Annotated in this window: 20 protein-coding genes, 1 tRNA gene and 2 pseudogenes; 11 read left to right on the plus strand and 12 right to left on the minus strand. The window is 55.3% G+C overall.

The features are described 5' to 3' along the window. The 5 genes and pseudogenes from HKD28_RS11675 to HKD28_RS11695 form a co-directional block, all read right to left on the minus strand. A pseudogene (locus tag HKD28_RS11675) lies at positions 1 to 465 on the minus strand (hypothetical protein); the annotation flags it as partial. Next, positions 465 to 968 (minus strand): lysozyme, encoded by a 504-nt coding sequence (locus HKD28_RS11680; protein ID WP_194268334.1) that lies wholly within the window; start codon positions 966 to 968, stop codon positions 465 to 467. The pseudogene HKD28_RS11675 and the gene HKD28_RS11680, both read right to left, overlap by 1 nt. Positions 969 to 1,154: 186 nt before the next feature. Further along, entirely contained in the window at positions 1,155 to 1,784 is a 630-nt protein-coding gene (locus tag HKD28_RS11685) for a hypothetical protein (protein ID WP_194268336.1), read from the minus strand. Positions 1,785 to 2,215: 431 nt separating this feature from the next. Continuing rightward, positions 2,216 to 2,560, minus strand: coding sequence for a hypothetical protein (locus HKD28_RS11690; RefSeq protein WP_235993449.1), 345 nt, complete (start codon positions 2,558 to 2,560; stop codon positions 2,216 to 2,218). A gap of 67 nt (positions 2,561 to 2,627) precedes the next feature. Then, a complete protein-coding gene (locus tag HKD28_RS11695; RefSeq protein WP_194268338.1) occupies positions 2,628 to 2,924 on the minus strand; it encodes an H-type lectin domain-containing protein in 297 nt (98 codons plus the stop codon). 87 nt (positions 2,925 to 3,011) lie between these two features. Here HKD28_RS11695 and HKD28_RS11700 point away from each other — a divergent pair, with 87 nt between their 5' ends. The 6 genes from HKD28_RS11700 to HKD28_RS11720 all read left to right on the plus strand — a co-directional run bounded on the left by HKD28_RS11700 (position 3,012) and on the right by HKD28_RS11720 (position 5,551). Further along, positions 3,012 to 3,323, plus strand: coding sequence for a hypothetical protein (locus HKD28_RS11700; protein WP_207728981.1), 312 nt, complete (start codon positions 3,012 to 3,014; stop codon positions 3,321 to 3,323). Continuing rightward, the gene (locus HKD28_RS11705; protein WP_194268342.1) at positions 3,320 to 3,874 is read left to right on the plus strand and encodes a hypothetical protein; all 555 of its coding nucleotides are present in this window, start codon (positions 3,320 to 3,322) and stop codon (positions 3,872 to 3,874) included. The genes HKD28_RS11700 and HKD28_RS11705 overlap by 4 nt, the downstream gene beginning before the upstream one ends. A gap of 339 nt (positions 3,875 to 4,213) precedes the next feature. Further along, positions 4,214 to 4,336 (plus strand): hypothetical protein, encoded by a 123-nt coding sequence (locus HKD28_RS15935; RefSeq protein ID WP_268898561.1) that lies wholly within the window; start codon positions 4,214 to 4,216, stop codon positions 4,334 to 4,336. Between the two features lie 31 nt (positions 4,337 to 4,367). Further along, positions 4,368 to 4,796: a hypothetical protein gene (locus HKD28_RS11710; protein WP_194268345.1), complete on the plus strand. Its 429-nt coding sequence runs from the start codon at positions 4,368 to 4,370 to the stop codon at positions 4,794 to 4,796. Between the two features lie 145 nt (positions 4,797 to 4,941). Next, positions 4,942 to 5,346, plus strand: a complete 405-nt coding sequence (locus tag HKD28_RS11715) for a hypothetical protein (protein WP_194268347.1) — start codon at positions 4,942 to 4,944, stop codon at positions 5,344 to 5,346. Continuing rightward, on the plus strand, positions 5,339 to 5,551 hold the full coding sequence (locus HKD28_RS11720; RefSeq protein ID WP_194268350.1) for a helix-turn-helix transcriptional regulator: 213 nt from the start codon (positions 5,339 to 5,341) through the stop codon (positions 5,549 to 5,551). Before HKD28_RS11715 ends, HKD28_RS11720 begins: the two co-directional genes overlap by 8 nt. Here HKD28_RS11720 and HKD28_RS11725 read toward each other — a convergent pair. Then, the gene (locus tag HKD28_RS11725) at positions 5,546 to 6,778 is read right to left on the minus strand and encodes a tyrosine-type recombinase/integrase (protein ID WP_194268352.1); all 1,233 of its coding nucleotides are present in this window, start codon (positions 6,776 to 6,778) and stop codon (positions 5,546 to 5,548) included. The two genes, HKD28_RS11720 and HKD28_RS11725, sit on opposite strands and share 6 nt — an antisense overlap. A gap of 1,732 nt (positions 6,779 to 8,510) precedes the next feature. On the opposite strand from HKD28_RS11725, the pseudogene HKD28_RS16065 reads away from it, so the two are divergent. Beyond that, positions 8,511 to 8,768, plus strand: a pseudogene (locus tag HKD28_RS16065) (HNH endonuclease signature motif containing protein); the annotation flags it as partial. Between the two features lie 90 nt (positions 8,769 to 8,858). Here the strand turns inward: HKD28_RS16065 and HKD28_RS15775 are convergent. Beyond that, positions 8,859 to 8,996, minus strand: a complete 138-nt coding sequence (locus tag HKD28_RS15775; RefSeq protein WP_235993450.1) for a hypothetical protein — start codon at positions 8,994 to 8,996, stop codon at positions 8,859 to 8,861. A gap of 149 nt (positions 8,997 to 9,145) precedes the next feature. On the opposite strand from HKD28_RS15775, the gene HKD28_RS11735 reads away from it, so the two are divergent. Both HKD28_RS11735 and HKD28_RS11740 read left to right on the plus strand, forming a co-directional pair. Then, the gene (locus tag HKD28_RS11735) at positions 9,146 to 9,721 is read left to right on the plus strand and encodes a hypothetical protein (RefSeq protein ID WP_235993451.1); all 576 of its coding nucleotides are present in this window, start codon (positions 9,146 to 9,148) and stop codon (positions 9,719 to 9,721) included. Between the two features lie 215 nt (positions 9,722 to 9,936). Further along, a complete protein-coding gene (locus HKD28_RS11740) occupies positions 9,937 to 10,374 on the plus strand; it encodes a hypothetical protein (protein ID WP_194268357.1) in 438 nt (145 codons plus the stop codon). Positions 10,375 to 10,387: 13 nt separating this feature from the next. On the opposite strand, the gene HKD28_RS11745 is transcribed toward HKD28_RS11740, so the two are convergent. The 5 genes from HKD28_RS11745 to HKD28_RS11765 all read right to left on the minus strand — a co-directional run bounded on the left by HKD28_RS11745 (position 10,388) and on the right by HKD28_RS11765 (position 13,872). Beyond that, a complete protein-coding gene (locus HKD28_RS11745) occupies positions 10,388 to 11,965 on the minus strand; it encodes a phage integrase SAM-like domain-containing protein (protein WP_194268360.1) in 1,578 nt (525 codons plus the stop codon). A 93-nt stretch (positions 11,966 to 12,058) separates the two neighbouring features. Beyond that, a tRNA-Ser gene (locus HKD28_RS11750) sits at positions 12,059 to 12,149 on the minus strand. 18 nt (positions 12,150 to 12,167) lie between these two features. Further along, positions 12,168 to 12,824 carry a phosphoribosylanthranilate isomerase gene (locus tag HKD28_RS11755; protein ID WP_194268363.1) on the minus strand — a complete coding sequence of 219 codons (657 nt, stop codon included), beginning with the start codon at positions 12,822 to 12,824 and terminating at the stop codon, positions 12,168 to 12,170. Continuing rightward, on the minus strand, positions 12,821 to 13,531 hold the full coding sequence (gene pyrF, locus HKD28_RS11760) for an orotidine-5'-phosphate decarboxylase (protein ID WP_194268366.1): 711 nt from the start codon (positions 13,529 to 13,531) through the stop codon (positions 12,821 to 12,823). Before pyrF ends, HKD28_RS11755 begins: the two co-directional genes overlap by 4 nt. An 8-nt stretch (positions 13,532 to 13,539) precedes the next feature. Then, entirely contained in the window at positions 13,540 to 13,872 is a 333-nt protein-coding gene (locus HKD28_RS11765; RefSeq protein WP_194268369.1) for a lipopolysaccharide assembly protein LapA domain-containing protein, read from the minus strand. Positions 13,873 to 14,243: 371 nt separating this feature from the next. Between HKD28_RS11765 and HKD28_RS11770 the strand changes: the two genes are divergently transcribed. Beyond that, positions 14,244 to 14,765 (plus strand): protein-export chaperone SecB, encoded by a 522-nt coding sequence (locus HKD28_RS11770; protein ID WP_194263075.1) that lies wholly within the window; start codon positions 14,244 to 14,246, stop codon positions 14,763 to 14,765. Between the two features lie 54 nt (positions 14,766 to 14,819). Further along, positions 14,820 to 17,912: a glycosyltransferase gene (locus tag HKD28_RS11775; protein WP_194268371.1), complete on the plus strand. Its 3,093-nt coding sequence runs from the start codon at positions 14,820 to 14,822 to the stop codon at positions 17,910 to 17,912. Positions 17,913 to 17,924: the final 12 nt, after the last annotated feature.

The following is a 17,924-nucleotide window of genomic DNA, read 5'->3' on the forward strand; positions in this document are numbered from 1 at the left end:
GGTCGCGGCCCCTGAATTGAGCCAGTAGGCCACACTGCGTGTATCGGCGAGTTTGGGGAAATTCGAGGTTTTGAGAAGGCCCTGAATATTGGTCGTGGTGGTCATCAGCCCAGCCACAGGTGACGGGCTGCAAAGCCTGGTCCCCAACACATAATTCGTGTCGATATCGGACATCTGCAGTGGTCCGGTCGTCAGGACGCGCTGATTGATGACCGGGTTTTGCAGTCGGCCATTCTGGGTGTCTGCTTTCTCACCCAACCAGAACGCAACCGAGTTATCATTCCCAGCGGAAAGCACGATATCCCTGATATTTCCTGTCTGGGTGTAGGATTTCCATAACGGCATGCTCTGGGCAAAGGCTGAGCAAGGGGCCAGCATCGCCCCGGCCAGAAGCAGCGGAAACAGTCGTGTTTTCGCGGCCACGGTCATCCCGATCCGTAAGGCTGATGTAAAATTCAAGGTCATCAGACGTCCGCGCCTTTCAGTTTCATGGGTGTTCTCAGGCCAAGGAAGACAGCGCGCTCCAGGCCGCGCCGGGTTTTCAGTCCATCCAGTTCGACCAGATGACCCCGCACGGTCGCCTTGTCCCAGCGCAGCAGTTCGTCGGCCGCGCCGGCATAATCTCCGGCATTCAGCTTGCGCAGCAGAGTCGAGCTTTCGACGGCTGCCGTGCCGACATTGTATTGCCAGGACAGCAAGGCCGCGCGCTGGACGTCCGACAGCGGCACCTGGACCAGGCGGGACAGTGCGGCATCGAGCGTCGTCACGGTCTGGAGCAGGAGGCTGCTGGCATCTGTCAGAGTGATGGGTGCAGTCCGGGCCGTGACGGGTTGTCCGTTGGCCAGCCAGCGGCTGCCATACCCGATCGTCCAGTATCCGGCCGGACAGACATAGGGTGCCGCGCAAAAGCCCTCGAACCCCGGCCGCAGCAGCAGCGCCGTGGCCAGAGTGATGGCAGTGTCATGCATGGGGGATTTTCCATAAAAAAAGCCGCCCGGTTGGGGCGGCTTTGGTAGGGGAGTTTGAGACCGAAGGGCGGCTCACGCTTCATTCCAGACAGTTCATATTTTGTGAAACATTCCGAGAGCGGACCTTACCCACGGAAGCATTTGATTATCGAAGCATATTATAAATATAGAAACCCCATAAATATTTCACATCATTGCATTGATATTGTTATTTGCGCGCGTGGGATCGTTTGACCATGCTAGAGTCATATTATTATGACGCAAATGATCTGTAAATATTTCAATAATGTTTGGCGGCGCGTTGACGTACAAATATAGCTTACGAAGAGTTTTTTCCTTCGGGGTATGTGTCGGCGGTAGCCTTCTAGTGCCGATTAAATATATTCTGTCGTTATCATCTATTATGCCGTCGATTTTCGATACTACATTGGCATTATTCCGTACTTCACCAATAGAGTCCGCGAAAGGAAGATTTTGCGGAATATTTTGATTCAAATTTTCAAATAATACTCTTTGATCATATGGTATGTTTCCTTCCCGAATATTCAATTCTTCTAATATTTTGCTATCATCATAGGATTTTGTATAAATAGTAAATGTTCCCGCTTGATGATTGCCATACATTTTCAGGCGAAGGAGAACCTGCGTTCGTCCTAAAAGGATAAAAAGAGTGTCTTTTGATTCATCTTCCTCAGAAAAAAACATCATAAATACGAAGATGCCCTGTCCATTCACTAGGCGAAATGCAATCGTTGGATGGTGATTTTGAATAGCTTGATTATAAATATTTCTCAAATTTGAAAAATCAAACTGCATAGTTTTTACTATCCTAATATATTAATAAATTATCAGTGTCCGGTGTAAAATTAGTGGATTTTCCATTGATTGCAATATGATTCCTTGAAAATATGCCGTCATGTAGAGTGGGATAGCAAGACCAGTGGTGTTCCAGAAACTTTCTTGCTCAAGAGCAAGCTTGTAACGTTACGCTCTGGAATGTTCTGCGTAACAGGAAGCCTAAGCGTAGCTTTGACAATTCTATATTAAGATACTATTTAATTATCTTACTTAAATGACTACCTATTATCTATAATTAGGGTGTATAGTTTATTTGTAATATTACCCTATTAAAATTTTCTATAATTACTGTATTGCGTGATTGTTGGAGGCCTTGACGACATGGATGACTGCTATTCTTTCATCCCCGCCAGACAGAAAACCTTCTGCTTAGCCCCCCACTATTGACCTTACCTCCCGATGGACACGACCAGATGAACGACCCCCGATCCGAGGATTGAGGTCAGCAGTGTAATGGCGGCCGTGACCACGGCCCGCGCCCCGAACAGACGGTCGAGCTTGCCGTTGATCTGGCGGTTGCTGCTCTCCATTGATTTCGCCAGAGCCTCAATCTCACTGCGCAGCGACGCGATTTCCTGACGCATTTCGGCCCGCAGATCGGACTGGCTGTTGCCAACGCTGGAAAGCTGGGTCTCTAACGTCAGGCATCGATCTTCGAGAACGCGGATCCGCTCTTCGGCAGACAGAGCAGCAGGCAGGCTTGCGACCATGGTGGCCGTCTGAGAATCAGGCATCGTTTTTCCATGAAAAAAGCCACCCTGAAGGCGGCGGACAGAAGAATGCAGAAGGGCAGGGGGCCGCTTATTTCGGACCCTTGGCGATGTAGGTGATGTCCGTCGTCCCGCCGTTGTTGATGTGCAGCGAGAAGCCGGTCTTGTCCGGCGCATAGGCGTGGCAGTTCACGTCACCATTCCCGAAATTCTGGGCCATGACCTTCGGCGTATCTGAGAACGGCACCGCGAAGGTCACGCGACCACCAGATGCGATGCCTGTCGCAACGTCCATGACGATTTTCTCCCCCGGATCCGTCGGCAGGTTGTCGATGAACGCGAAGTTGTGGCCGTTCCAGCTGATGGAGCTGCTACTGACACTGAGCACCGGCGTCGTCCCGGAGTAGAGAACGAAATTCCCATCACCCTGGAACTTTCTGCGAGCTGTTGTCCCTCCCGCTCAGGGGCGCGCATAATGAATAACACCAGAAAACTCGCACCTAATCGCGGCGGAAGGCCTTATCCTTTCTTCACCGTCTGTGTCACCGGGACGCATCCGAGCAGCAAAGACCGCGTGGATTGCACGGCCTATTCAGATGCTGAAAAGGTCGCCAGGACACGATCGCGGGACACGCTCTGTCCGCAGGACATCTTCTTTTCCGGTCGGCTGGTCGCATCTGTCGGCAGCCCGAACATGGCAGGCGAAATCCTGGTCGACATGACCGTGTTCGGCAGCGCTCTTCTGGAGCGCGTCAGGCAGAACGCAGCCCGAAAGAGCGCATCATGAGCAAGATCCTGATCACAAAGGCCGGCCAGGATGTTCTGGCCCGGAAGATGAAGCACGCCCTTGATACAGCATTGCTGGAGGGGCCTCGGACGACTGAAGAGATTATGATCTCTCTGGTGGTACTGCTGATCGGCGGAAAATATGACTATAAAGTCATACTGGATCGCATCACGGGCCGGGATGGTGACGGCGGATTTCGTCGCATGGAGCAGGTCGACGTCGAGGACATCGCGATCGAGACGATCCAGCGCCTCACGCAGATCATTCCTCCCTATAAGCGTACAAGCGCTGGCCGACTGGCTGAATCCTATCAGGTCGGCGAGCTGATCGGCGCGATCGTCAATGCTGACACCTATCTGCCGAAGATGGCGACTGAGGACGTCCTGGCACACGTGCCCAAGCACACACTTCTGGAACTCATGCCCCCAGATGTTGGGCCAGAGAAGCATGTCAGACGCGCAAAACTTGAAGATCTGCGCGCCAGGATCGTGGAGGCGAACGCCGAGTGGCACCCCACGTCCTTCAGCTCATTCACGGAGGACCTATCGTAATGCAGTCTTATTGCTGGAGGACCGGACTAATTGAGTTCGGCAGATCGACGCCAAGAGGCGCACTTCCGATCGCGAAAGGCCCCGGCAGAAAACTTCGGGCGGCAGTAAGCGCAGTGGCTCGCCATTCTTATGATGCCGGTCAGCTGCTAGTTCCAGGCATTCCAGAGGCTGTCAATGACACCATGGCTTTAACTGCCGCAAAGAACTTCCAAGGAATCATCCGTAAGAGGATGTCCGAGGAATGAAGAACTGCCTCAAGAAGCTCTAGTGCTTCTTTACCGAGCCATACGCCACCCGCGACGAAACCCCCGAAGACGTAGCCCACAGGAACACATGGTGATGACCAAACTCTTCCGCCCGATCCAGTTCGCGGCCCGCTCAATTCGTGACCTGTGGCGCTGGCTTACGAACGATCATGACGACTTCAATCCCGACCGCGATGATATGGGGCACTACCGATGAGCCAGACCGCTGAACCCGCAGGAGACCCGACATGAGCGGGCGGGCGGAAACAGTCCGAGTGCGCAAGGCATGGCTGGTCCTCATACGCGGATATGAATTCGGACAGATCGTGTATGCCCCTACGGCAGGAAAGGCGCGATATCAGCGCCTGCTGAATATTGACAGTGACCGCGCCACTTTCGCCGACCTCAGCGCCCAAAGAGCAAAGCACAAAGATATTGTCCTTCCGGTGGCGGACCAAGCTGTTGCTGCGCTGGATAGCGAGCAGAAATCAGCACTGACCCACACATTGGAAAATGGCAGGTTTTATACCTCGACCGATGACACGACGATGTGCAGTCTCGCCCTGGCGAGACTGGTCAGAAATGGCGAGGCATACTTTGTCCTCACGGACTCCGGCCGAACGGCTGCCATGTCCCTGATGCCGCTCTATCCAGAATACCCGGAGTATCGAGCATGAGTGGGCGGACGGATAAAGACTACGATTGCCGAGAAATGGGTCCGGCGTGTCGGGGATGCCCGGATTGTAAGGGCATAGTCTTCTGTGAAGAAACGGACGCTTGGGCCAGTGAATGTCTTGAAACCATGGACGCGGAGGAACGGGTATGAGCGACGTCACAGATCTACGAGTGGAAGCCGCAGCACGGGCGGTTAAAGATGCGATGCTGCGTCAAGGAAAGTCTCCTGACGCGCATGATCTGGCGCAAGCTGCCATCAAAGCCGCAGACGCCGCAGCCTGGCAGCCAATCGAGAGCGCGCCGAAGGACAGAACGCCAGTCTTGGCCAAGATCCACGATGATCTGTTCCAGCGCCTCAAACCCAATCGGGAGGATTTAAGGCGCTGGAACGGATGTTGGCTAGTGGTTGCTCACAGTGGAGTTCATGAGGACGGCTTTGACATGGGCTGGTATGTCGCTGCTCCGGTCGGCAACGGAGGCCTGCCTGACGACTGGTTTGTTGGATGGCAGTCCCTGCCGGCGACCCCTGCGATAAGAGGGCGCGATGAGTGAGGCGTCACAGCTACTGACCGTCAAAGAGGTGCAGTCGCGCCTTGGCTGGAGCCGGGCGACGATTTACCGGCACATGAGTGCAGGCCAGTTTCCGAAGCCGCGTCGTTTGTCATCCGGCTCGGTCCGGTGGGATCACTACGATATTGAGGAACTGATCCGCATCGGAACGGATGCCTGGCGCAAACAACACGAAGGTGCCCTATAAGGAGCGGGCCTTGCGGTTCGTGCTCACCAATTCTTTGAGGCTGGCCTGTTTCTTCAAGATCAGGCCGGCCCAGATCTGCGCCAACTCACGGCGGCGCGAAAGAAACAGGGCGCGGTTATAGGCACCCTCCACTTTGTCCTTCATGACATGGGCAAGCATCAGATCGATGGCCTGCCGGTCCTCCGGGAACCGTTCGTTCATCGAACTTGAGAAGGTGGCCCGGAAGCCGTGCGGGACATGCCGCTGATGGTATCCCGCCCGGTTTAGCAGGTAGCCGATCGCATTCTCGCTCATAACCTGCTTTGGGCGACGTGCATTTGGAAACAGGTGAGGCCAGCGCCCGGACAGAGGGCGCAATACTTCGAGCAACTCGACAGCCTGGCGTGAGAGCGGAACTAGATGCTCCCGTTTCTTCTTCATTCGAATTGCCGGGATACGCCACAGCGGCTCGGGGCCGTTCAGATCCTCGAACTCGTCCCACATAGCATAGCGCAGTTCACCCGGCCTGACGGCGGTCAGATATAGTAGCCGCAGCGCAAGAAGTGTAACCGGGTGCGCGTCTTCATTTTCGGTCTTGCGGATCATGGCGCAAGCCTCATCCAGATCTGTTATGGCCGGCTGGCGTCCCCGAACCACAGGGCGCAGGGCAGGGGCGACAATGGCGGCCGGGTCTGCTGTTCCGTAGCCGCAGGCAATGGCATGGACGAAAATGTCTGACATGCGCTGGCGGGTGCGATGAGCAGATTCTACCGCGCCGCGCGCTTCGATCTCTCTCAGGACAGTAAGCGCGATCGGAGGCGTGAGGTCATTAATTGGCATATGGCCCACAGAAGGCAACACGTCGCGCTCAAGGCTGCGCCAAACATCCGCAGCATGACGCTCAGTCCAGAGATCCTTCCTCTGAGCGAACCAGTTCCGTGCGGTCGCAATAAAGGTCTGGGCGGGATCGACGCTACCGATCGCCCTGAGCAACTTCTTCTCTTTTGCTGGGTCTCGACCGGCCTGCAGAACCTTGCGCGCCTCATCCCGCTCCGACCGGGCATCAGGCAGACGCACATTCGGGTATGATCCGATCGTGTAAGTCTTTTCCTTGCCCTCAATCTCATAGCGCCAACGCCAGTGTTTGCCTCCCGAGGGTGTCACTTGGAGATACAGCCCCCCACCATCTGTGAGCTTGAAGGCTTTGTCTTTTGGCTTGGCCGCACGGACCTGCGAGTCTGTCAGCATTTGGCTCTACCCGGTCTCTTCCCAAATTATACCCGCCGTCTACCTGGTCCAGAGCGAGACAGGATGAGATAAAACGAGAACGAATAAGGCTAGAGAATGGCGCAAAACGCTGGATACACCAAGGCTTTGAGACAACTTTGGACTGATTGAGAAGGGGATCTGGCGGAGAGAGTGGGACTTTCCGCCAAGAAGATCAAAAACCGCAGAATATCAACAAAAACCAGTTAAAAACCACTACCGATAGAGCCTCTTCCGTGTTGGTAGTACCGACAACTGAAGCCCGAAATCTCTCAACACGGTAGCGAAAAACTCAAAACAGTCAAAGGCTTTGTCTTCCGATCCACGCTTCTTGCAAAGCGCCTGAGGGGAGGAGGGCGATCTTTGAGACGATAGGCGCTTGTGCGGTCCATGGGACTCCCAACGGGCCACCGTGAACCCTTTCCGGTCCTGATCGGCCTTCAAAAGAGGGCCTAAAGCCCAAGCTGTTTTTGATGTTCGATGGAGCCTCGTGTGGTGGTCGATTTCAAAACGGAGCGGACCCGTCAAGGAACCCTCAGGATGTTTCACGGGAATGTTTCACGGGGTTTAAGGGTCCCATATAGGATAGTTTGCTTTCTGCCCAAGAATGGCGGGAAACTGACATAAACTAGCAGAACTTGGCTCTATACCCGAAGCTAAAGGAGAGTGTGCCCAAGAGCCTCCTTAAAGGTCCCTTAAAGACAGCCCTATGAGAGGAGGAGCAGTGCGAGAGCACCTCCTGCCAAGGGAAGCCTTAGGACACCCTTAGAGGCTCCCTTCTCAATCCTTTGGTGTGTGTGGCTCCGCCAGCACCTCCTGCTCATAGGAGTTCTAGTGACCGTCGAGCTCAACCCAACCACCATTACGGATCTTAACCCGAAGATCCCTCTGATCACTGATCCACGCTTCGAGGGCGCAGCTCACATCCGCAACATTAAGACCGTCCTTCAGGATACCTTTCCGAACTTCAAGGGTCCCATTGCGGTGTCTGACAGAGCGCCTCACGGGTCCCATATGGTATAGGTTGGGTTTGGCTCAGGAATGGCGGAAAACTGCCCCGAACTAGACGAAAAGGCACCTATACCCGCCCCTTAAGGAGAGTGCGCCCTGAGAGCCTCCTTAAAGGTCCCTTTAGAGATAGCCCTATGAGAGGAGGAGCAGTGCGAGAGCACCTCCTGCTAAGGGAAGCCTTAGGACACCTTTAGAGTTCCCTAATGACTCCTCTCTCAATCCTTTGGTGTATGGCTCCGCATCTAGGCGCTCCGTTTAGAGCTTGCTCAATTTCTTTGTTTCAACACTCGCAGATCCAAACACAATAGCCGTCTATTGGGCCGAAACGGTCCTAAATGATCTTCACCACCGGAACCTAGCAAGAAGCTGAGGACGGCTCATCCCAAGCGCTAAAAGCGCCCCGAGCACTCTCCTCGGCTTCTTGGTGCGTTCTGTCGCCCATGGCTCATGCCCCTCCCTCAAAATGAATGACTGCCTGAGAAGACCTGATCTTCGATCTAGGTCTCTTTTCCTCCGTCCATAGACAGGGCGCTGGGGTGGTCGTGTCTTTTGAGGTTCAGGCAGTCGGACAGCACCATCCCACAATCCCAAAACTTAGAAAGACCCGATGCACTCAGGCACTCATTCCTCAAACACGCCCATTCAAGGGCCCGGCGCTAGCACAGCGTCCACCAAGAAACCCACTTCTCTAATCGAGCGGCTGATGGCCAGCCTCGACAAGAGCGGTCCTGTACATTCTACCCAGCCCGATAAAGGGCATTGCTGGGTCAGTTCCTATCGAAAAGTGGGAAACGGCTATCCTCAGATATGGGGACCGAAAGCCGATGGAACCAAGGCGCGGCAATACACACACCGAGTCATGTGGGCACACCTCAACGGTCCAATCCCCTCTGACATGGTGGTGATGCACACCTGTGATAACCGAGCGTGCTGCAATCCCGATCACCTAGAGCTAGGCACTCAGGCCGATAATATCCGCGACATGATGAAGAAAGGCAGAGCCCGCACTGGGAAGAGAATGTCTTTGTCAGAGATCGGCCATATCAAAGCGCTAAAGGCCATAGGAACCCCTGTCGCGCAGATTGCCCAACAGATGGGCAGAGGCCTCAACACGATACGCAAAGCCGTCCGACAAGCGGCTAATCTCGGCCAGCCCGATCTGTTCGGCTTTCCAGCGTGACCTTCTCACCAGATGAAGTTCGCATCCGTTTCTCCATCAGGGACGGAAAGGCTTCACTCACAGATGCTCAGGACGCCCTTTACCGGGATGATCCTGAGCTGGTCTCAAGGCTCCACAAAGCCGTCATAGAGAGTCACTGGGGCCACTCAAGACTCTCTATGGGCGACTATGGCTCACTCAACGAACTGCCACTCCTGAGCGAACCTCAGGGCCTCAGAAGCAGGCGTCCTTGTCATCATGACGCCCAACCACCCACTCGGCCCCAAGCCCGGCGCAAGCGGGGCCTAACCATTCAGGAGATTGCAGGCAGAGGCGACCTATGGGGCGAGGGGCCATCACCCGACAAGGCGGCCCTCTACCGGCTGCTGGAAGAAAACTGCTGGCTTGAACGGGCTCCTTTCGGGCGTGAGCAGTGCCGATGGTTTGTCACGGACAAGGCGATAGAAGGCGGATATGGTCAGACGGTTGATCCTTCCAACCTGCACAGCCTAAAGCTCAGCGGTGGCAAGAAATCCTTCCCGTTCCCTGTGTTCTATGAGGACAGGATGCGAGATGTGATCTGGACGCTGGGCTGGGACATTATCCTGAAGACTGTCAGTGCCTTGAAGGACAAGAAGGCCCGTCTAGCGTGGCTGCTCACTCATCACTCCTACCTCCCGAACAAAACGCTGGCTGAGCTCTCAGGAATGGGAATTGCCACAGTCGAGAGACGGAGACGGGAAAATGATGGTTAGCAGTTATATAGACCCCAGAGGGTTCCAGAGCGGATACCTTCACATCCTTTAGGGTAGCTGAAGAAGAGGGAGCGTGCGGAAGCACCGATAGAAAGGAAGTCTTTCAAGACCCTGAAAGGCAGCCCTGAGCAGGAGGTGCTCTCGCACTGCTCCTCCTTCTTTCAAGGCACATTGAGCGATTGCATCGCCCTGCATGAGAAAGGAACTGGTTAGGTATGACAAAGCCAAGTGGTGGAAGCACCCCTAAAGTGAAATGGAGACTTGAAGATGCCGAGAGCCGCCTCTGGGAAGTGGGGATAGAAGTCTCCACCATTGAGAAGATGCCCAGCGGCTATGGTTCAATCATCAGGACCCATGATGGCCGGATAGTGTGCGTCTATGACACTGGCTCTCTGACCTGTCAGGGCAAGCTGATGGCGGATACGAAGCTCCTGTTTGAAGATCCTCCTTCAAGTCTCCCAAGCGCTGGAAGCGCCCCGAACGCCTCCATAGGAGTCCCCTCAGAGTCTGTGGAGAGCTTTTCTCTGCCTGTCTTCACTAACCCACCTGAGGGGCCTCAATCGCCTTCCAGACCGCTGGGTGAAGCGTATTCCAAGAGCCGTGTGATCGTGACAGCAGAAGGCGACTCTGGGGATGTGATGCCGTGGGACTGAATGATAGAGCCTCTCAAGCGCTCAAAGCTCTCCTCACCGCCTCAGGTATGCCCTTCTCCGCCATACCTATGATGGCCCGGCTATAAAGCTCCCATCCGAGATCCTTTGCAGCATAGGTGTTCCCTGCAAGTGATTTGGACTCATGCCCGATCAGGCGATCCCGCACCATCTCCGTGCAAGCTGATGCGCCATTGGCATTGGCCTGCTCAAAGAAGGTGATGAAGCTCCGTCTGAAGCTGTGGAAGTCCACAATCTTGTCAGATTCTCTTCCGAGCACCCAGCGGCGAAAGTCAGGAAACCGTTTGGCGAAATAGTAGCCACGCCTCATCCCCGGGCCGCCGGGCATACAATCTGGGAAGAGCGGAGCATCTAGGTTCTCCTCTCCGGCCTCTATGAGGCGTCTTGCAATAATGGGCTGCACAAGGGGATGGAGCGGGATGCGTCTGACAGAGTTCATTGTCTTGGCTTCCTCAGCGGTCACTTGGATGCCCCACAGAGGCCCTTCAGCCCCATCGCGGTTTAGGATGCGTTCCACAGTGAGAGTGGCGAGTTCGTTCTGTCTTGCGCCTGTGAAGAGAGCGAGGCGCATCATATCGCTAATAGCTGGACCCCATGCCCATCTCTTGCACTTGGAAGGATCGGCTTGCAGGAGCTTCAGCAGCTCTTCTTCAGTGAAGGGGCGAACGTCAGGCTTCTGCTTCCCGGCCTTCCTCTTCAGCCCGGCGGTAGCACCTACCCACGGGTTCGGACCTTTGAGGATATGCTTCTGGATGGCGAAGTCCCACATGACCTTCAGGGGCGTGATCCGGTTCCCTGCGGTCTTGGCACTCAACCCTCTGTCATCCATGAGCCATTCAGAGAAACCACCCAAGACCATTTCAGGCACTTCCTCGACTGTCTGGGCACGCAGAAAACCCATGAGATCCTCCGGCTCTCCAAGGCCCTGAGAATCAGCTAGGTAGCGGGAGAAGTGGTTTAGAGTGGCACGGTCTAACGAAATGACAGAGTGAGACGCATAGCTTTCTCTATCCTTCATCCAACGATCCAGAAGCAAAGAAAAAGGGGTCTGGTTTCCGAGAGCAATCTCCTTGAAGCGAACGCGGTATTGGTCTCCGTCCTTCCCAGCACGTTCGAGCTCCTGAGCCCGGTCTTCAAGAAAGCTGTCCATGCCTTCGATAACTCGGTCTCTAGGGCTCTCAGAAACGCCGGTTTCCTTGTCGTAGGAGTCAACACTATCGGAAACAGAGCCAATCTGCCTCCGGGCTTCTAACGCCTCAGACAGCATCCGGTCTTCAGCCATCCAGTCGGGTTTCCAATGGCCGTGGATGGGCAAGAAACCAGCCGCTACCAGTTTGGCATCCAAGTCCTCTCGCATCGCTGCAAGGGCCTTGTCGCGCCTTCTGATGGCTTCCTGTTTTTCACGGGTTCCGAGAGAGCGGACCACTTCCTGCTTAATGCCTGTCTTGGTTCCAAACGCCTTTCCGGCATCGGCCCAGCGATCACGCGGGATAGACAGACGGACAGAGTATGCTTGGCCACCTGTCCGTCTCAAGCCGTGCATATCATCATCTTCTAGCGCCTTCTTGGTCATGGAAGGACTACCGACGAGATGCTACCAACATGGTAGTGGACTACTACCGACATGTGGTCATAACTGCTTGTTTTCATTGGATATTTTGAAGACTGGCGGAGAGAGTGGGATTCGAACCCACGGTACGCTATTAACGTACACACGCTTTCCAAGCGTGCGCCTTAAGCCGCTCGGCCATCTCTCCTGTCGAGCGAGGCGGTGTTTACGAAAGGTTTGACGTCAGATCAAGCCCCTTTCGGGCATTTGCGACAAATTTCTCAATCAGATCAGCAGATTTATAGCCCGGGGAGGCTTCAACCCCCGAAGAAACGTCCACTGCCGGGGCCTGACTTTCTCGAATTGCGTTCTGGACATTCTGGAGGGTCAGACCGCCTGCAAGCATCCAGAATGAGGGAGAGGTCCAGTTTTGCGTCAGAGACCAGTCAAATGTTCGGCCGAGCCCTCCCGGACGGTTATCTTGTGCCTGTTTTGGGGCTTCGATAACATATCCTGACATTTGTGGATCTGACGGCAGATCCGCCCTTGAGGCGATGCCACAGGCCCGCCAGACAGGACGTCCAAAGCGGGACTGGATTTCGAGCGCACGGTCAGCGGTATCGTAAATCTGCAGGATATCCAGCGGAACTGCCTTCAGAACCTGTTCTATCGATCTGTCATCTGCTCTGACAAAGAGGCCGACCCGAAGGGGGCCGTTTTCCTTCGCGGATGGTGTGCTATCGTGCAGCCGTGATGCCTGATCGGCCGTCACAACTCTGGGAGAGGTTTCACAGAACACGAACCCGACCCAGTCCACTTTCAGGCGGGCACAGAGCGCCATCGTCTGAACGTCCCGAACGCCGCAGATCTTGACTCTCGTCATACGCTGGCGAGGTCTTCCATGATGGCTCTGGCAGCCAGAACAGGGTCGCCGGCTTTCGTGATGGGTCTGCCGACAACGATCCAGTCCGCTCCTGCCTCGGCAGCCTGAACAGGGGTCATGATCCGTTTCTGATCGTCAGCCGCACTCCCCGCAGGACGAATACCGGGAACGACCAGAATGGGATCGTCACCCAGAGCATCGCGCAGAGGGGCTATTTCATGTGCAGAGCAGATCAGACCATCTGCGCCGGCCTGAACAGCCAGTTTCCCAAGCCTGAGCACCTGTTCCTGAGGCGTTGCATTCACACCGGTCTCAAGCAGACCTTCCGCATTCATACTGGTCAGAACGGTAACCGCCAGCAGTTTCGGGCGCTGTGTCTGTTCGGGAAAGGCCGCTTCGAGAGCTTCTCTGGAGCGCGAAATCATTTCCGTGCCGCCGCTGGCATGGATGGTCGTCAGCGTCGGCTTCAGCGGGGCAAGGGCGGCAAGACCCGATGCGACCGTATGGGGGATGTCGTGCAGTTTCAGATCCAGAAACAGCCGATGCCCCTCAGAGACCGTTTTCACGGCCTCCAACCCGCAGGCATAAGTAAATTCAAGCCCGAGTTTGATGGCGTCGACGTCGTTTTTCAGACTGTCTGCCCAATGCTGGGCCTGAGTACGCGAAGCAGTATCAAGAGCTACGATCAGTCGTGTGCGGCGCGACATGCTGGAAGTCAGACCTTTGTTTCTGGAGAAGCAACGTAAGAGGAGAGGGGAGATGTCGGGTTTTGCAGGCGGTCGAGACGCTGGTGAAGTTCCACAAGCTGGCTCTCCAGCGTGCGGACATGCTGCTCGGCCCGGCGCGCGCGTGAACGCTGTTGCATGTCACCGATCAGGCCGATCAGGAACCCGAGCAAGAGCGCAATCACGCCGACACCCAGAACAAGCGTGCCAATCGAAAGATGCCAGCCGAATGAGACCAGCCAGATAGGTTCCAGATCCGTATTGCTCAGGGCAAAAACGATCAGGACCGCAAGAAGAATAACAAGAATGAGCAATCTGAGCATGAATAAGGTCCTATCGTGCTGTCTGCAGCGCAACAAGGCGTGCGGGCAGGAAGAATGTTTCCCTGTCAGCAGTCATGATGTTCGCAGAGGGACACATCATGCGCCCGTGCTGACCGTTTGCAGGAGGGCGATATCGTTGCCAGCATATCTCAGAAGATCCATGACTGCACGAGTGAGGGAATAAAGCACTCCACTTTTCCCTGAAAACTGAGGAGCTTTTCCAGAAACAGGTCTGTTGGACGAAAGATGCATTGAAATCGCCCCGCTGGTCAAAACTGCGACATCGTGACAGAGTGCATGGCACCACATTTCATTGCATTTCAGTGCAATACGGAATGAAAAAGGTCATGACCGCATGAGGATGCTAGCCAATGGATCAGACATACACCGATACCGTGACAGGCAGTTCGGCCAGCCTTGATGTATCGGATTCCCTGCCTTCCTCCTCATCCCTGATTGTAGGGTCGCAGTATCTCCGTGCCTTGAACATTGACGTCCAGAATACTCCGGATGTCTATCGCGACCTTCCCTCGCAGCCTCATATTGGCATGACGGTGGATGTCACAGGGCGTCAGCTTGGAGATCAGCCGACATTCGAAGTCAATCTGGTCATCCGGGCACAGGGCTTCGAGAGCGCACCGACACAGGATGCGCCCACACCCCGGGTGCTATACGAAATCAGTCTCGCTTATGCGGGTCTATTCGGTCTGACGGGACGCATTCCGCAGGAGGCAGTAGAGCCTCTGCTTCTGGTCGAAGCACCGCGTTTTCTGTTCCCACCCGCACGAAGTGCTTTGCTGAATACAATCCGCGAGGCTGGATTTCCGTCCCCAAACATCCAGCCCATCGATTTTCATGCGCTCTGGCAGAGCCGACGCGCTCAGCAGCGGTAAAGACGGAATAACGGCTCGGCCGTTCAGCAAAAGGCTCCAGAGGGTTCAGCGTCAATGAAAGATCATATCCTTGAATCCCCGGCTTTTGCTGGAGACCGACCGCCTCTCTGGGCGGCATTTGACGCCGAATGGTATCGGACGCGTTACGGGCAGCGGCTTCGGCAGGACGCCAAAGACGGAGCCGAGGCTTCCGAACTCGATCTGAGCGACGACGGGCTGGAGCGTCACTGGAAACAGCATGGAGCCAGAGCCGGGTTTTCTCCCAATCGGTTCTTCGATGAAGAATGGTATCTTCGCCAGAACCCTGACGTCAGGGAAGGGATCCGGCTTGGAATTTTTGACAGTGGCTTTCTGCATTATTGCGAAAGTGGCTTTCGGAGCCGCTCTCCGCACTGGCTGTTTTCCGAAGAGAACTATTTCAGCTGCAATCCCGACCTGAGCCCGCATGTTCTCAAGTCCCAGGGTTTCTGTAATGGTTACGATCATTATCTTGCGATAGGCGATCAGGAACACCGCAAATCCCACGCGTTTTTTGATCCCGAAGTTTTCCGTGCTGCCAGCATGACCGAACGGCAGCATTATGATTTCGGCATGGGAGACTTCTTCCAGTTCATCAGATTTTCATCTGCCGGACGTCGACGCAGTTCGTGGTATTTCGATCCGCAATGGTATCTGGACCGTTATCCTGACGTGATCGAAGATCTGAAGAACAACCGTTACCAGAGCCCGCTCCATCATTATCTGACCAATGGAAACCCGACAGCCTACGACCCCAATCCATGGTTCAGTGAAGCTTTTTATGCCGAGCAGTATCCTGATGTCCGCGAAGTCGTGGCTCAGGGAAGCTTCCGCAATGGTTATGAACACTTTATCCGGTTTGGGATTTCAGAAAAACGTCAGCCTCAGGCAGATGTCGATCTCGCAGGCTTTCTAAGGCAGAGCGGAATACAGCGCCTGCTGCGCCAGCCTCATATCCCCGACGTTTTTGCTCTGTGGGTTCAGTCTCAGGGCAGCCCTACGCAGGACGAAGCTCTGGAGGCCTCGGAAGAGCAATACCAGTTGCTTGATCTTCAGCGAGCGCAGACTCTCATTCCTTCTCTGGTTCGTGCACCGCTGGATTTTCAACCGCTCACAGCGCCGGACATGACGGTTATCCTGCCTGTTTCAAACCAGTTTCAGGAAACGCTCTCCACCCTTGCGGCACTCCACGCAAATAATGATCGCAACCTTCAGGTTATTATGGTCGATGCGGGCTCCACCGATGAGACTGCCCAGATCGAAAGGTTCGTCCGCGGGGTACACATCGTCCGTCCTCCTTATCGCACGACCCATGCCGAACAGATGGGGCTCGGGCTTGAACTTGCACGGGCGGAGATCATCCTGCTGCTTTCCGCCGGTGTCCAACCGTTCCCCGGTGCTCTGAAGATCGGGCTTGAAGCCTTCGCAGATCCACAGGTCTGGGCAGTGGGCGGCCAGTCTCTGGGGCTGGACAGTAAAGTTCGGGAAGCTGGTAGCGTCGTCTGGAGGAATGCGAGTTTTACGCCTTTCGGGTTCGGAATGCGGGCCAACGAACCCGAAATTGCTTTCCGACGTTGGGTGGACGCTTTTACCGGGGGGCTTCTGTTCTGTCGCCGCTCCCCGCTGCGGGAGCATAATCGCGTCACTCTGGGGTGCATTGGCCTCGAAGCTGAGTTGCTGGCGATCTGCCTCTCCCTGCGTCAGGCGGGCGGGAAAATCCTTTACGATCCGGATGTGATCGACAGATCACCCTCCGAACCTGCAATCGCGGCGGATCTGCGAGCGCGCAATGAATCCTGGCTGAAACGCCGTTTTGCAGGACTGCTCTCCAGACAGCCATTGCCCGGAACCAGCCTCATGCGGGCACGCGCCACGTTTGGGACGTCAGCGATATTGTTCCTGTGCCAGCGATTGCCTCATCCTGTGCTGGGAACGACCTGTCTGCGTCATCGGGACATGATTGTCGGACTGAGCCAGCTTGGATATCGGGTGACGGTCTTCCCGCTGGAGGGCACGTTGCACGATTGCGTGGCAACAGCTCTGGATTTCCCACCTGACATTGAGCTGATGGATGACTGTGATCTGTCCGAGCTTCCGGGCTTTCTGCGGGACCGCGCGGACTGTTTCGATGGCGTCTGGATTGGCGGATTACAGACACTCCAGCAGGCCGGCCCGATCCTGCAACAGCATTCCGGCTTTTTGCCCAAGCTTGGAATAGTCGCGGATATTCATGCAAGCCCGGCCAGAGAAACCCATCTGCGCAGGCGTGTCGGTGCTGTTAATGACCGGGAGCTGTTTCTGGACGATCTGGAACTTGATACCGATCAGGTCTGGCTGGCCCAGGCTGTCGCTGTCGGAAACGAGGACGAAAAAGCGGATCTGGAAGCGCTCGGCCTGACCAATGTGCGCGTCATCGGACATCCTCCAATTCCGTCAACGCCTTCTCCATCCTTTGAAAAACGTTCAGGCATCCTTCTGGCTCTTCCGGTCCATACCAGCGGCGATGCCGTGCATGATGGTCTGCATTTCTTCATTCATGATGTCCTTTCAAAACTGGACCGCGACCTTCCGCCTGACGCCACCGTCCTTCTGGCAGGCTACCGCTCGGAGCAGATTGACCTGTCGGCCTTCACAAGATACCGCCGACTGGAAGCTTTTCCGGAAGACGTCGATCTGGATACGCTCTACAGATCCCGTCGTATTCTCGTAGAACCTGCACGTGTCCTGGCCGTCGCTCCACGCGAAGTTCTGGATGCCGCAGCAGCCGGATTGCCCGCAGTGCTCTCGGAGACCGTCTGTCACACATTAGGCTGGGAGGATGGCCAAAACTGCCTGTCGGGCGGCTTCTGTGACCCGGAGAGGTTCGCCAAAGCTGTCATACGCCTGTATACTGACGCCGATCTGTGGAACGCGATAAGCCGACAGGCGCAGGCCAGAATGGACGAAGACGCCACCCATTCGAGTTTCTACAAGGACCTGAAGGACGTTCTTGCCGTCGCGGGGGGTATTACACCTCTCACACCGTCGACCGTCACCTTGCGTCCACAGAAAAATCCCGAAACCCAGATCGCTTTCGCTCCGGCTCCGATCCGGCTGCAACCGCGTCGATTGACGACGGATGACGCCTAAACGAACGACGCT

This window comes from Gluconobacter cadivus (genome assembly GCF_015244745.1).
GTDB lineage: Bacteria > Pseudomonadota > Alphaproteobacteria > Acetobacterales > Acetobacteraceae > Gluconobacter > Gluconobacter cadivus.

Excerpts from the sequence above, each read along its gene's own strand:
- HKD28_RS11745 (WP_194268360.1), bottom strand. The coding sequence starts at position 11,965 with ATGACCAAGAAGGCGCTAGAAGATGATGATATGCACGGCTTGAGACGG.
- HKD28_RS11735 (WP_235993451.1), top strand. The coding sequence starts at position 9,146 with ATGGGCGACTATGGCTCACTCAACGAACTGCCACTCCTGAGCGAACCT.
- pyrF (WP_194268366.1), bottom strand. The coding sequence starts at position 13,531 with ATGTCGCGCCGCACACGACTGATCGTAGCTCTTGATACTGCTTCGCGT.
- HKD28_RS11725 (WP_194268352.1), bottom strand. The coding sequence starts at position 6,778 with ATGCTGACAGACTCGCAGGTCCGTGCGGCCAAGCCAAAAGACAAAGCC.
- HKD28_RS11755 (WP_194268363.1), bottom strand. The coding sequence starts at position 12,824 with ATGACGAGAGTCAAGATCTGCGGCGTTCGGGACGTTCAGACGATGGCG.
- HKD28_RS11690 (WP_235993449.1), bottom strand. The coding sequence starts at position 2,560 with ATGCCTGATTCTCAGACGGCCACCATGGTCGCAAGCCTGCCTGCTGCT.
- HKD28_RS11740 (WP_194268357.1), top strand. The coding sequence starts at position 9,937 with ATGACAAAGCCAAGTGGTGGAAGCACCCCTAAAGTGAAATGGAGACTT.
- HKD28_RS11705 (WP_194268342.1), top strand. The coding sequence starts at position 3,320 with ATGAGCAAGATCCTGATCACAAAGGCCGGCCAGGATGTTCTGGCCCGG.
- HKD28_RS11700 (WP_207728981.1), top strand. The coding sequence starts at position 3,012 with ATGAATAACACCAGAAAACTCGCACCTAATCGCGGCGGAAGGCCTTAT.
- HKD28_RS11680 (WP_194268334.1), bottom strand. The coding sequence starts at position 968 with ATGCATGACACTGCCATCACTCTGGCCACGGCGCTGCTGCTGCGGCCG.
- HKD28_RS15935 (WP_268898561.1), top strand. The coding sequence starts at position 4,214 with ATGACCAAACTCTTCCGCCCGATCCAGTTCGCGGCCCGCTCAATTCGT.
- HKD28_RS11775 (WP_194268371.1), top strand. The coding sequence starts at position 14,820 with ATGAAAGATCATATCCTTGAATCCCCGGCTTTTGCTGGAGACCGACCG.
- HKD28_RS11770 (WP_194263075.1), top strand. The coding sequence starts at position 14,244 with ATGGATCAGACATACACCGATACCGTGACAGGCAGTTCGGCCAGCCTT.
- HKD28_RS11685 (WP_194268336.1), bottom strand. The coding sequence starts at position 1,784 with ATGCAGTTTGATTTTTCAAATTTGAGAAATATTTATAATCAAGCTATT.
- HKD28_RS11715 (WP_194268347.1), top strand. The coding sequence starts at position 4,942 with ATGAGCGACGTCACAGATCTACGAGTGGAAGCCGCAGCACGGGCGGTT.
- HKD28_RS11710 (WP_194268345.1), top strand. The coding sequence starts at position 4,368 with ATGAGCGGGCGGGCGGAAACAGTCCGAGTGCGCAAGGCATGGCTGGTC.
- HKD28_RS11765 (WP_194268369.1), bottom strand. The coding sequence starts at position 13,872 with ATGCTCAGATTGCTCATTCTTGTTATTCTTCTTGCGGTCCTGATCGTT.
- HKD28_RS11720 (WP_194268350.1), top strand. The coding sequence starts at position 5,339 with ATGAGTGAGGCGTCACAGCTACTGACCGTCAAAGAGGTGCAGTCGCGC.